Source organism: Sinorhizobium sp. BG8, from assembly GCF_016864555.1.
Classification (GTDB): Bacteria; Pseudomonadota; Alphaproteobacteria; order Rhizobiales; family Rhizobiaceae; genus BG8.
Genome location: NZ_CP044012.1, coordinates 547,930 through 560,990, shown reverse-complemented (window position 1 = coordinate 560,990; position 13,061 = coordinate 547,930). Strand labels below are relative to the sequence as shown.

The 13,061-nt window shown below is 60.9% G+C and carries 11 protein-coding genes; 7 read left to right on the top strand and 4 right to left on the bottom strand.

Annotation, left to right across the window (positions count from 1 at the left end; translation table 11 throughout):
- Window position 1: 1 nt before the first annotated feature.
- The gene (gene eutC / locus F3Y30_RS23570; RefSeq protein ID WP_203427583.1) at window positions 2-760 is read left to right on the top strand and encodes an ethanolamine ammonia-lyase subunit EutC; all 759 of its coding nucleotides are present in this window, start codon (window positions 2-4) and stop codon (window positions 758-760) included.
- A gap of 26 nt (window positions 761-786) precedes the next feature.
- Here the strand turns inward: eutC and F3Y30_RS23565 are convergent, their stop codons facing one another.
- Window positions 787-1,803: an AraC family transcriptional regulator gene (locus F3Y30_RS23565; protein ID WP_203427582.1), complete on the bottom strand. Its 1,017-nt coding sequence runs from the start codon at window positions 1,801-1,803 to the stop codon at window positions 787-789.
- 128 nt (window positions 1,804-1,931) lie between these two features.
- On the opposite strand from F3Y30_RS23565, the gene F3Y30_RS23560 reads away from it, so the two are divergent.
- The 4 genes from F3Y30_RS23560 to F3Y30_RS23545 all read left to right on the top strand — a co-directional run bounded on the left by F3Y30_RS23560 (window position 1,932) and on the right by F3Y30_RS23545 (window position 7,203).
- Window positions 1,932-3,377 (top strand): APC family permease, encoded by a 1,446-nt coding sequence (locus tag F3Y30_RS23560; RefSeq protein ID WP_203427581.1) that lies wholly within the window; start codon window positions 1,932-1,934, stop codon window positions 3,375-3,377.
- Entirely contained in the window at window positions 3,374-3,556 is a 183-nt protein-coding gene (locus F3Y30_RS23555) for a hypothetical protein (RefSeq protein ID WP_203427580.1), read from the top strand. The genes F3Y30_RS23560 and F3Y30_RS23555 overlap by 4 nt, the downstream gene beginning before the upstream one ends.
- Window positions 3,557-3,631: 75 nt before the next feature.
- The gene (locus F3Y30_RS23550) at window positions 3,632-5,617 is read left to right on the top strand and encodes a primary-amine oxidase (RefSeq protein WP_203427579.1); all 1,986 of its coding nucleotides are present in this window, start codon (window positions 3,632-3,634) and stop codon (window positions 5,615-5,617) included.
- A 305-nt stretch (window positions 5,618-5,922) separates the two neighbouring features.
- On the top strand, window positions 5,923-7,203 hold the full coding sequence (locus tag F3Y30_RS23545) for an O-antigen ligase family protein (RefSeq protein ID WP_203427578.1): 1,281 nt from the start codon (window positions 5,923-5,925) through the stop codon (window positions 7,201-7,203).
- A gap of 53 nt (window positions 7,204-7,256) precedes the next feature.
- Here F3Y30_RS23545 and F3Y30_RS23540 read toward each other — a convergent pair whose 3' ends face one another.
- The 3 genes from F3Y30_RS23540 to F3Y30_RS23530 all read right to left on the bottom strand — a co-directional run bounded on the left by F3Y30_RS23540 (window position 7,257) and on the right by F3Y30_RS23530 (window position 10,709).
- Complete coding sequence (locus F3Y30_RS23540; RefSeq protein WP_203427577.1) at window positions 7,257-8,114, bottom strand: sulfotransferase; 858 nt, start codon at window positions 8,112-8,114, stop codon at window positions 7,257-7,259.
- A 49-nt stretch (window positions 8,115-8,163) separates the two neighbouring features.
- Window positions 8,164-9,072: a glycosyltransferase gene (locus F3Y30_RS23535; RefSeq protein ID WP_203427576.1), complete on the bottom strand. Its 909-nt coding sequence runs from the start codon at window positions 9,070-9,072 to the stop codon at window positions 8,164-8,166.
- Between the two features lie 470 nt (window positions 9,073-9,542).
- Window positions 9,543-10,709 carry a dihydrodipicolinate synthase family protein gene (locus F3Y30_RS23530; RefSeq protein ID WP_203427620.1) on the bottom strand — a complete coding sequence of 389 codons (1,167 nt, stop codon included), beginning with the start codon at window positions 10,707-10,709 and terminating at the stop codon, window positions 9,543-9,545.
- A 301-nt stretch (window positions 10,710-11,010) separates the two neighbouring features.
- Here F3Y30_RS23530 and F3Y30_RS23525 point away from each other — a divergent pair, with 301 nt between their 5' ends.
- Together F3Y30_RS23525 and F3Y30_RS23520 are read left to right on the top strand one after the other, a co-directional pair.
- Window positions 11,011-12,060, top strand: coding sequence for a LacI family DNA-binding transcriptional regulator (locus tag F3Y30_RS23525; RefSeq protein WP_203427575.1), 1,050 nt, complete (start codon window positions 11,011-11,013; stop codon window positions 12,058-12,060).
- Complete coding sequence (locus F3Y30_RS23520) at window positions 12,057-13,058, top strand: Gfo/Idh/MocA family oxidoreductase (RefSeq protein ID WP_203427574.1); 1,002 nt, start codon at window positions 12,057-12,059, stop codon at window positions 13,056-13,058. Before F3Y30_RS23525 ends, F3Y30_RS23520 begins: the two co-directional genes overlap by 4 nt.
- Window positions 13,059-13,061 lie beyond the last annotated feature (3 nt).

Below are 13,061 nucleotides of genomic sequence, written 5' to 3'. Positions count from 1 at the left end.
CATGGCCGATAGTCTTGTGAAGAAACGCGCTGCAAGTGTGGCGGACCTGAAGGAAATGACGGACGCGCGCGTGGCGCTCGGGCGGTTCGGTGCGGGCACGCCCACGCGGGCCGCTCAGGCCTTCCTTCTCGATCACGCGCGTGCGCGGGAGGCTGTCTGGTCCACGGTCGATCATGCCCGGTTGCGCCGGGGGCTCGAGGGCCTGCCGATTGCAGTTATCGATGTCGAGAGCCAGGCGGAAGACCGCAGCAGCTATGTCCGTAGACCCGATCTCGGCAGAAAGCTGTCACCGGCATCGACCGAGAAGCTTTTGGCTTCGGCAAACGGTTTCGATGTCGTCGTCGTCATCGCGGACGGTCTCTCATCGAGTGCCGTCGACATCAACGCCGCCCCCCTCGTGCGCTCCCTTGTCGAGCGCCTGATGGCCCTCGGGCTTTCGGTCGGCCCGGTCGTTATCGCCAGCCAGGCCCGTGTCGCGCTTGCCGATCCCGTCGGAGAAGCACTTGATGCAAGGGTCGCAATCATGCTGATCGGGGAACGGCCGGGCCTCTCTGCCGCAGATAGCCTCGGTGCCTATCTCACGCATACTCCTCGTGCCGGAACACCGGACTCGCGACGCAATTGCGTGTCGAACATTCGTGAGGGCGGACTGTCGGTCGAGGCGGCTGCCGAAACCATCGTCGGGCTGGTGACAGACATGATGAGAGCCGGCATCAGCGGTGTCGGCCTGAAGGAAGCAGTGGGACGACTTGCCCCATAAGACCTGTGGACCCCGTCGGAAGTGCTCTACTTGCCCTGCCGCCGGTTCCAGGACCGGTGGGCTCGCCATAGAACCGTCGAATCCGCATAGCCAAGGGCATCGGCTATGCGGGCTTTCTTGACGTCGTTTGCGAGGTGCAGGGCGGCAAGCGACAGGCGATGCTCCCGCATCAGCGACCGCAACGAAATGCCTTCATCCGCCAGGCGGCGCTGGAGAGTGCGCGGTGACAGGCCGAGCTCCTTGGCGATGGTCACCACCGTGATCGGCCTGTGGCCCAGATAGATGCCGATGAGCGCGCGCACTTTTTGCGCAACCGTAGGGTCGAAATCGGTTTCTCCGACAAGATCGGCGATATGCCGCTCCAGAATGGTGGTGAGGCTCCTGTCCTCCTGCCGGTAGATCTTGTCTGCGTCAGCCTTGCTGATGACGATGCGGTTGCCCGACTGCCCGAACAGCACGGGCGCCCGGAAGATCCGCTCGAGCGGCAGCGGATCGCGCGGCGGCTGGTGCTCGAAATGGACCTCTAGCGGACGCCAGCCATTGGCAAAGCACGACCGAACCAGCTGGCAGGAGGCAGCCAGCGAATATTCGCTGTCCTGCCGGCGCGGCCACATTGCAGGATCGACAACCCGGTAGTTCCAGACGAGATCGCCATCCTCCTCGAACAGGCCCGAGCTCGTAGCGCCCTGCACTGAATTGACGTATTTCGACATCCTCTCGAAGGCGTGGCGAATGGTCGGAGAGAGCGAGAACAGCATACCGATCGGGCCGATGTCGGCGGGCTTGAAGGCCGTGCCCATGCGTGCCCCGAACGTGGGCTCGCCGATGAGGAGCGCGGCCTCCTCGAACAGCGCAACATAGCGGCCCATCGGGACAACGGCATAAGGATCTTCCAACTGGGAGCGCAAAATGCCGTGCCCGGCCAGCAGCAGATCCGCTTTTCCTGTCTTCTTGTCGATTTGTTGTACCAGCGGAGCCAGCACTGAGGCGCGAATTGAAGCAAACGCGGGCATGCGGCTGATGAAATGCGGGGCAGCTGCCATTTTCGAAGTCTCCGGGAAATCCCGTGGCGCGAATTATCGAAACATTGGCGCATCGTGCAATTTTGGGGCCAGCCTGACGGAATTACCTTTTTTGACGATTGCCAATCAGAACGAAAAGAGGGGTTCCCATGTCATACGAAGAAAGCATGCCGGCCGCGCCGCCCGAGCGTTTGGCCAAGAATTCCGTTGGTCTCGCCCATATCGTCTTCTTCGTGGTCGCCGCAGCCGCACCGCTGACGGCCGTGGTCGGTGCTTCTCCCGCCGCCTTCGCCTTCGGTAACGGCGCCGGAGTTCCCGGCGCATTCGTGCTGGCCGGCATACTCTATCTCTTGTTTTCCGTTGGTTTCACGGCCATGAGCCGCCACGTCGGTGGGGCAGGGGCGTTCTACACCTACATCACGCAGGGCATTGGCAAACCTGCCGGTGTCGGCGGCGCACTGATGGCGCTCGTCACCTACAATGCCGTCCAGATTGCAGTCTACGCCCTATTCGGCGTCTTCATGGCAGGCGCGGTCGAGCCCCTCGGCCTCGCGTTTCCATGGTGGGTCTGGTCGTTCGCAGCACTCGTCGTGGTGCTCATCTGCGGGCAGCGCAACATTTCCTTCAGCGGCGCAATTCTCGGGGTCTGCATGATCGCCGAAATTCTCATCCTGTTGCTGCTCGATCTCGGCATCCTGTTTACCGGCGGCGGACCGGAGGGCTTTACGGCAACGTCCTTCACGCCTGCCGCGGTTTTGGCGCCCGGCCTCGGCGTGGCTCTGGTCTTCGTCATCGGCTCGTTCATCGGCTTCGAAGCGACCGCGATCTTTGCCGAAGAGGCTGAGAATCCGGAAAAGACCATCCCGCGTGCAACCTATGTCGCCGTGATGCTGATCACCCTGTTCTATGCCTTCTCCACCTGGGCGATCGTGCAGTTCTACGGTCCGTCCGCCGTTCAGAAGACGGCCGAGAGTGGGCTCGAGACCTTCTACTTCAATGCGGCGGGCGCTGTGCTTGGTGCATGGTCGGTGGATGTCATGAACGTGCTGCTGATCACCAGCCTGTTTGCCTGCGTGCTGTCTTTCCACAATACCATCAACCGCTACTTCTTCGCGCTTGGCCGCGAAGGTCTCGTCCTGAGGGCACTGGGCAAGGTGCATGCAAAGCATGGTTCTCCTCATGTGGCGGGTATCGCCCAGAGCGCGACTGCGGCCCTTATCCTGCTCGGCTTTGTTGTCGGCGGTGCGGATCCCTACGCCGTCGTCTTCTCCTGGATGTCGGCCCTTGCTGTCATCGGCATTCTCGCGGTGCAGGCCCTGGTGTCGGTTGCGGTGATCCTGTTCTTTCGCAGGAACGCCACCGGCCACGGCGTCTGGACGACGACGATCGCGCCGGCTCTGGGGCTGCTTGGACTTGTCGGTTCGCTCTGGCTTGTCATCTCCAACCTTTCGCTCCTTTCCGGAAGCGACAGCCCGATCGTCGCATCGTTCCCCTACCTCATGGCGCTTGTCGGGTTCCTCGGCGCCGCCTTTGCCGTCCAGCTCAGCAAGAGCCAGCCAGAACTCTATGCATCCCTCGGAAAGGTGTTCGAATGATCGCCTACGCCACCTCCGGCCTTTCGGACCGGCTCCTCGCAGGTCTCTTTGCCAGCCTGTTGACCGCGACCGTACTCATGGCTGCCGCCGAGGCTCACCTGCTCTGCTCTCTTCTCTGCATTCACGGCGAGAGCGGAATGGTCCCGGGAGAGATCTGCTCCAGTGCTTCTGCACCCTGAGTGACGCAGGCTTTTCGCAATCACAGTGACGCGCCGCCGGCGCGTCGCTCTCCAAACATCAGGAAGGGTATCGTCATGGACGCCACTGTCATCACCAGCCACCCGCTCGACCCGCTGAGCCTTTCGGAAATCGCAGCTGCGGTCGCGCTGTTGCAGGAGGAGAGGGCACTTGCCGCAACCTGCCGTTTCCCGATCATCCGCCTGGAAGAGCCGACCAAGACCGATCTCGCTGCCTTCCGCGATGGCACCCCGTTGCCGCGGCTTGCCTTCCTTCTCGTGCTGGATGTCGCGACAGGGGAAACCAGCGAGGCGATTGTCGACATCAAGAGCGGCAAGGTCGCAAGCTTTGACCGCCTTCCGCTCGATCAGGCTCCCTATGGCCAGCCACCGGTGATGCTCGAGGAGTTCATGCGGGTGGAAGAGACGGTGAAATCCGATCCCCGATGGATTGCCGCCGTCAAGAAACGCGGCATCACCGACGCGGATATACCGCTCATCCAGATCGATCCCTTTTCCTCCGGCTACTTCGGCCGGGATTTCGAGAAGGGCAGGCGTATCGTGCGGGCCGTCAGCTACTGGCGCGAGGACCTTCGTGACAACGGCTATGCCCATCCGATCGAGGGTGTCGTCGCCGTAGTCGACCTGATCGCCAACACGGTTGTCGACCTGGTGGACGACGAGAAGGTCATTCCGGTACCGAAGAAGAAGCGCAACTACGGGCGCGAAGCGTTCCCGGAAACCCGCAAGGACGTCAAGCCGCTCCATGTCGTCCAGCCGGACGGTCCGAGCTTCACGGTCGATGGATGGAAGGTCGAGTGGCAGAACTGGAGTTTCCGCGTTGGCTTCACGCCGCGTGAGGGCCTCGTGCTGCATGAGCTCGGCATCAAGGATCAGGGCAAGGTCCGGCCGGTGATCTTCCGCGCGAGCGTCACCGAAATGGTGGTGCCCTATGCCGATCCGACCGCGAACCACTACTGGAAGAGCGCCTTCGACGCTGGCGAATACGGTCTCGGGCGGCTTGCAAACTCCCTCGAGCTCGGCTGCGACTGCCTCGGCCACATACACTATTTTGACGTGCCCTCGGCCGACGATCTCGGTCAGCCCGTCGTCATGAAAAATGCCATCTGCATGCATGAGGAGGACTATGGCATCCTCTGGAAGCACTATGAGTTCCGCAACGACATCTTCGAGGTGCGCCGCTCGCGCCGGCTGGTGATTTCCTTCTTCGCCACGGTCGGCAACTACGATTACGGCTTCTACTGGTATCTCTATCAGGACGGCACCATCCAGCTGGAGGCGAAGCTGACGGGCATCATCCAGACTGCTGCCGTGGCGCCCGGCGAGACGTATCGCTGGGGCGGCATGGTTGACGACAATCTCGGCGGCCCGACGCACCAGCATTTTTTCAACGCACGTCTGCACATGGACGTCGACGGTGGCGGTAACACCGTGAGCGAGCACGAGTTCGTGCCGCGTCCCTGGGGCGAGGACAATCCGTATGGCAACGTCTTCGACACGACGGCGCGCGTACTCAAGCGCGAACTGGACTCGCCGGCCATCGCCAAGGGTGAGACCGGACGCTACTGGAAGGTGAGTAACCCGAATGCCACGAACAGTGTCGGCAAGGCGCCCGGCTATAAGGTGGTGGTCATGCCGTCACCACTGATGCTTGCCCAACCGGACTCGACGGTTTCCCAGCGCGGCGGATTTGCCCGCAAGCACATCTGGGTCACGGCCTTCGACCCGGCAGAAAAATATGCGAGCGGCGATTACCCGAATGTCCATGCGGGTGGCGATGGCTTGCCGAAGTATGTGAGCCAGAACCGGCCCATCGAAAATGCCGACGTTGTCCTCTGGCACTCCTTCGGCCATACCCATGTGTGCAAGCCCGAAGACTTCCCGATCATGCCTGTCGAATATGCAGGCTTCACCCTGAAGCCCAACGGCTTCTTCTCGTCCAACGTGGCGATGAACCTGCCACCGGAAAAGAACGCCCACAGCCGGGACAATCGCGACGACCCTTCCGGCGACGGCAGTTCGAAGTCCTGCTGCCACTCCTGAGGCTTTGTCGCGACGGGAAAGCACTGACCACGACGACCGCAGACCATGGTCGGGCATCGCCCCGACCATGGGGCGGGAACTATAGGGCGAGGGGCGGGACCCAGCCGTCCGAATAGCTTCACTCATAGCAGCAAATGTTGCCATGAGCGCGCCTTCCCTGTTCGAGGTGGCAACCGCGTTCGTCGGCCATCGTGGCGCATGCTTGTTTCTCCCTAACGTCCCACGAAGTTCCCTCTGCAACGTGTACACGGGATTTCATTTTCGATCTTTTTCGCGTACTCTTCCCGCAAACGTGGAACTATCCCATGAAGGCTTCCGGTCATGTAATGCGCGGGGATGGATTCCGTAGAAATTTCTACGGAAGGGCCGAACCATCAAAATATAGTATTGCCAGTACTATTGAACATTTTTTGCTTTGCGCGGCTGTTTTCACTTCTCCGGCGAATATTCTTCGTCTCGATTTTTTCTATTTCACCCTGAGTGACTTCCTGTTCTTGCTTTGCTTTGCGCTGGCGGCGCTTCGAGGCGGCATCAATATTCATCCTCTGGGGAAGGTAAGCACTGCAGTCTGGACATTTGGCTTGTCGATGCTGGTGATCGGGCTCACGGTCAGCAGCATGATCGGACCGGACCCTTCTCGCGGTATCGCGTTCGGCGCACAGTATTTCTTTGCATACTATTTCGTTCTGGTGCTGATCGGCGGGCGCAGCCTCGACGAGCTCGTTTCACTGGCGAAGGTCTACGTGCTCTCCATGTGCCTGATGTGCGTTCACGGCATGTATGTCGTCAATGTCCTGAACGAGAGGAACACGGTGTATGTTTCCGGCGCGGGCCGGTTCCAGGGGTTTGTCGAGCGCGAGAACGCCTGCGCGGCGCTGATGGCCTTCACTGCACCCCTCCTGCTGCTGCTGGTCGCGGCGGGGCGCCTGAGCCGGATTTACCTCTTCATCGGCCTACCGATCCTCGCCTACGGTGTGATGCTCACCGGTTCGAATTCAGGGCTTATGGCTCTCACGTTCGGCGTCGCCGTCTTTGCCCTTGTAGGCATCACAGTCCGGCGGGTTGTCATCGGACTGACCGTGGGCCTTGCCATCGTGGCGCTGAGCGGCGACTGGATGACCGACTACTTGCCGGATGTCTTCCAGAAGCGGGTCCTTGGTGCAATCGAGACGGGGGATCTCAGTCAGGCTGGCACGTTTGACGATCGAATGGAGCTGATACACGAGGCGGTGCAATACGCCGATCGCACGATGTTTGTCGGTGTTGGCGCAGACCAGTATCGCAAGCTTAGCTCGTTCGAGAAGCCTGTTCACAATGTCTATCTGTTGCTCTGGATGGAGGGCGGCGCGATCTCGGTGCTCGGCTTCATCGTAATGACGCTCGCGTCCTTCGGGCCCGCGGTGGTCGCGCTTCGAACGCCTGGAGGACTCCCTTTCGCGATCTGCATCTTCACGAACATAGTGGCGTTCATGATGCTCGTTAACGCGTTCACCCACGTCTACGGCCGCTTCTGGTCCGTACCGGTCATCCTCTCGGTTGCGTTGGCATGCGCACACAATGCGCGATATGTGGAGCAATCACGCTAGGACGCGGTCGCGATGTTCGGCGTGCCGGCGCGGCTTCCTTGATTTTCACTTGGTCAGGCGGCCTGGTGCGGGCCGCGGACGGAGGAGACGTTGGTCAGCCAGCCCGACAGATCTCTCCTCATGAACTTGCCGAGCATTTCGGCCTCAGGCGCGTAGAAATCGATCATACGCTCGTAGAGTTCCGTGCCGAGGGGAGTGTACTTGGTTTCGCGCGCGATCATCGAGCGAAGCCCCTTCACGACGGGGTTGCTGCGGAAGGGCGCAACTATCGGCTTCAGGGGGTGCAGGACGCGCCGCAGGCCCGGTGATATTACAGGCACGGTCTTGTCCTTGACCTTATTCGATACCGGCGTGATCCGAAGCTCCGACTCCAGTCCCAGGAACCGGCGCACCGTGTCGAGTTGGCGTTGCGGGTCGGCAGGCACGTCCTCGTACAGCAGAACCTGCATGCATTCCGCTGGGAACAGGTCGAGATAGACCTGAAGTTGCCGGTAGTAGAGGCCTCCATTGAGGAACCGTCCGCCGGCGGCATAGCGGGGGTCGAGATATTGCCTGATGTCGCGCCCGACGTCCCCCCTTCTGAATAGCATGCAGTAGTCCGAATAGGCCCGATCCACGGGGTTGCGCAGTTGTGCGATCAACTTCACGTTGGGGATCGACCGCTTTATCCGTTCGGCAGCGCCCGGGGTGTCGAGGTAGGAGTTCGATTTCTCGCCGATCAGAACCTGGTCGTCCGGAGGGGTAAACTGGGACTGATACCAGGCATCGCCTTTGTCATAGCTACGGCTGAAATAGTGGAGTTCAGGCCCGGGCATGTAGACGGAGTGATCTTGCTGCAGCGATTGCTGTAGCCACGTCGTCGCGCTTTTCGCAGCACCAATGATGATGAAATCGATATCGGCAACCTGCATTATCAATTCCCTTCACTCGATGTGCGGGGTGACGATCTGCCCGCAGTGTTCAGTGCGGCCGCCCATTGACCTGATCTCTTCCCAGTATGTGCTGGTAGAGGCGGGTGATGCCGTTTACATGATACTCCACGCCGTAGGATGCCAGCGCGGAGACCCGCGCCGTCTCGCTGATGCGGCGCCATTCTTCCTCGTTCATCAGCAGCGTTTCCATCGGCTCGACGAAGGCCGAGGGATTTTCCGGCTCGACAAGATAGCCGTTCCGGCCATGATCGATGGCTTCCGGATTGCCGCCATGGTTGGTCGCGATCACCGGCGTGCCAAGCAGCATGGCCTCGATCAGCGTCCTGCCGAACGGTTCGTTCAATGCAGGCACGAGGAGGATGTCTACGGCCCGCATGTACGGAGCAACAGGCAGGCGGAAGCCCATCAGGCGTATCTTGTCCGCGATGCCAAGCGATGCAGCGAGCGCCTGTGCATCCTCATCCAGCCTCAGCCCTCCTTTTTCCGGCCGGCCAAAAAGCAGGCCCACCAGAGGAAAATCGGGGTTCTTCTTATGGAAGGCGTGGACGGCCTCCACGAACCTCAATGGTTTCTTCCGGTCGATCAGCGATCCGAAATAGCCGACGAAATGCGTCCGCGGATCGAGCCCGAGTTCCTGTGCCAGGGCGAGCCGGCACTCCTCCCTGTCGGGTAGTTCCTGGGGGTGGTCGAACGGGCTGTGAATGACGGAAATTCTGTCGTTCAGCGGGATCAGGGGATTCGAAGGCTGAGCAAACTTCGAGACGGTCACGACATGGCTTGCAAGCAGCGGCGCCAGCATGTTCGCACCCCTGGCCTGCGGGTCGCCGCGGTGATGCCAGAAAAGCTTGGCACCGGCCAGCACCGTGGGCAACGCCCAGGTCGCGTGCATCGGACCGTCGTTCGTGTGAACGATCTCGACGCCATGTTGGCGCAACACCCGCCAAAACCTGAAAACCGCAAAGGGATAGCGTACCGCATCGAAGGCGGCCTGAGCGCGCGTCCTGTTCCGCAACGGCCTCAAAACCACGTCGTCATCGAGTGCAACGAAGTTTATGTGCCTGTCAGACAAATACTTCGATAGTGCTTCGTTTGATTTGTGAAGAAATATCTTCGGCTCTACTTCTGATTGCTTGAGCGATGCGATGAGGTTCACGGCCGAGATGTGGCTGCCCCCGATCTGGTCGCCGATAAAAGGAAACCCGACTACTATCGGCCTGTGGCTCACGCAGTTAAATCCTCATCACTGCCGAGAAGTTTTTTTGAGTATAACGTCAGTTTGCAGTAAACGTCGAGAGAATAAAATAGCAAAGAATCTTCGCCGCGCACAGCCATCCCGGCGCAAATGCCGGGATAGTTTGGTGTCGATCGGCGACCGCCTCGCGGGAAGAGGGGCTGGCCGGATCCTGCTCAGCAGTCGATGCCGTGAACGCCCGCGAAGTGCTGCATGCGGCGCACTGCCAACTCCGGCCGATCGAGCACATTGGCCTGGTCCGCAAGGCGGAAAATGTCGGCATAGTGCAGGAAACCGCGTGCGGACTGCATACCTGCTGGGAGCGTGAAATGGCTCTGGTGGCCGTTCAGCCAGGCCAGGAACACCACGCCGGCCTTGTAGTATTGTGTGGGCGCCTCGAAAATCTTGCGTGACAGCGGCACCGTCGGTTCGATCGTCGAGCGGAACGTCTCGATGTCGTGGTCGGCCAGGGCGGCCAGTGCCTTTGATGCGGAAGGCGCAACGGCGTCGAAAATGCCGAGCAGTGCATGAGAATGACGGTTGCCGTCCCCCTCGATCAATTCGGCGTAGTTGAAGTCGTCCCCCGTGAAGCAGAGAACGTCTTCCGGCAGGCGGTTGCGCAGCACCACTTCCTTACTGTTGTCGAGGAGGGAAATCTTGATGCCCTCGACCTTCCCCCTGTTGCTTTCGATGATCGAGAGCACGGTCGCGAGAGCCGTCTCGAATTCGCGGCTACCCCAGTAGCCGGAAAGTTGCGGGTCGAACATGTCGCCGAGCCAATGGAGGATGACCTTGTCCTTCGCCTGGGAAAGAATCCTAGAGTAAACGCGGATGTAGTCGTCCGGCGATCGCGCCACACGCGCAAGTGCCCGGCTTGCCATCATGATTGCACGGCCGCCGTGCTTTTCCACGAATTCAAGCTGGGTTTCGTAGGCGGCCACCACGTCATCAAGCGTACCCGCATCGCCGGGATTAAGGTGGTCTGTTCCCGCGCCGCAGGCAAGGTCGGCGCCGGCGACGGTGCGCGCCTCTGCAAGCGAGCGCCTGATCAGTTCCTGCGCTCCCTGCCAATCCAGCCCCATGCCGCGCTGGGCGGTATCCATCGCCTCGGCAATCCTGAAACCAAGGGACCACAGGTGATGGCGGAAGGCCATGGTGGCATCCCAATCGACCGCCGGACGGTTCCAGGGATCGACTTCATGCTGCGGGTCGGAAACGACGTGGGCAGCTGCATAGGCGATGCGGCTGAAACGCGGGGCCGTCGCGGGCCTGGCGATAGGGTGACCCGTCAGGCGATATTCTTCGATGGAGCCATCCTTGGTCGGAAGTTTCAGCATCATAATGGTGGTCTCCTCCTCACGATGGACAGGGAAATAATTTAGATCGTTCCAAATTGCAAGAGGTGACGGATCTATTGAGGAAGGTGCGAATGGTGGTGGCTTCGGGATTGTCGGCATTCGTTTGGAAGGCTCTATGCGCCTAAGTAACGGAAAATATGACGTATAATTCGGATGACGGGATTGGATTCCTGGCGGAGTATCCTCCAATCTTGGCTTGATAGATTTTTTCATTTGGCTGCTTGACAGATTTGGAACGTTCCAATTATCTTGTGTTCATCAGGGCGGGAGGCCCTCGGAGGAGACTATGAGCGAGAAGCGGGTTACGGTTGTGGAGATTGCGCGCGCCGCCGGCGTGTCGAAGTCGACCGTATCGCTCGTGCTGCAGGGCTCTCCGCTGGTCAACGAGGCGACTCGCGCCAAGGTGAATGCTGTCATCCGCGACCTTGGCTATGTCTACAATCGCGGTGCCGCCAATCTTCGGCAGTCCAATGCGAAATCGAAAATCATCGGCATCGTCGTAAACGATCTGACGAACAGCTTCTTTGCTGAGCTTGCCGTCGGCGTCGACATGGTCGTGCAGTCGGCGGGCTACGTCCAGTTCCTCTCCAATACGGGCGAGAGTATCGATCGTCAGCGCGAAGTCATCGCGTCGATGCGCGAGCACGGTATCTCCGGTCTGATCGTGTCGCCGGCGCGGGGGACGGAAGCGATCGATCTGAAGCCGCTGGTGGCGAGCGGTATTCCGGTCGTCGTCGTGGTGCGCAACGTGCCGGGCGCAAAGGTCTCCTCACTGGTGTCGGACAATCGCGCGGGGTCCTTCGCTGCGGTCGAGCACCTTGCAGCTCTTGGCCACAGGCGCATCGCCTTTCTGGGTGGCTTTCCCGACACAGCCGTCTTCGCCGAGCGTCTTGAGGGCTATCGCGATGCCATGCAGCAGGCGGGGCTCGACCCCGACCGCAGCCTGGTGATCGGCTCCGCGCCGTCTCGCGCTGGGGGTGTCGATGCAATCGATCGCGCCATGCTGGTTCCCGATGCGCCGACGGCGGCGCTCTGCTTCAACGATGCCGTGGCTTTCGGGGTCTGCGACGGTCTGAGGGCCAAGCGGATGGAGCCCGGAGAGGATTTTGCCGTGGTCGGATTCGACGACGTGATCGAAGCAAAGACGGCGGTGCCGGCGCTGACCACGGTCTCGGTCGATCCGCAGGGCATGGGGCGCCGGGCAGCACAGCTTCTGCTGAAACAGATCAATGCAGGCCGGGCCGATGCGGAAGCAATCATCAGCTCGGTGCGTCTCATGGTTCGCCAGAGCAGCGGCGAGCAATCGATGGGTCTTGAACGGAGGGTTTCTCCATGACGAAATGGGGATTGATCGGGGCAAGCACGATTGCCCATGAATGGGTCATCGACGCTATCCGCGCCACGGGCGGTGAAATCGTCTCGGTCATGAGCACCAATGGCGAACGCGGCGCAAAATATGCTGCCGATCACGCTATTCCGAAATCGGTGACGACGCTCGAGGGCCTTGTCGGCGATCCGGATGTGGAGGCCGTCTATATCTCCACTACCAACGAGCTCCATCGCGATCAGGCGATCGCTGCCGCACGTGCGGGAAAGCACATTCTGTGCGAGAAGCCGCTTGCCATGTCCCTGGAGGACGCCCGCACCATGGTGAAGGCAGCGACGGATGCCGGCGTCGTTTTGGCGACCAATCATCACCTCCGCAATGCCGCCAGCCACCGTGCCATGCGCGATGCCATCGCTGCCGGCCGGATCGGCCGACCGCTTGCCGCCCGCGTGTTCCATGCCGTCTACCTGCCGCCGCACCTGCAGGGCTGGCGGCTCGACAAGCCGCAGGCCGGCGGCGGCGTCATCCTCGACATTACGGTGCACGATGCCGACACGCTGCGTTTCGTGCTCGGGGACGATCCGGTCGAGGCGATCGCATTCTCCCAGTCCGGCGGCATGGGCAAGGGCGGGCTGGAAGACGCCGTGATGGGCGTGATGCGCTTCAAGTCCGGCGTCATTGCGCAGTTCCACGATGGATTCACCTCGAAATATGCCGAGACCGGCTTTGAGGTGCACGGCACGGAAGGGTCACTGATCGCCCGCAATGTCATGAGCCAGCGGCCTGTCGGCAGCGTCATCCTGCGCAACGCCGAAGGCGAGACCGAACTGCCGCTCGAGCAGCACAATCTCTATGAGGCGGGGCTTGCGGCCTTTCATTCCGCCATCGGCGGGAAGGGCGGGCCTTCTGCCACCGGCGAGGATGGAATCTGGTCGCTGGCCACCGGGCTGGCGGTCGTAGAGGCCGCGAAGACCGGCAAGGCCGTCAAGATCGAACCCGGACTTTGAGTT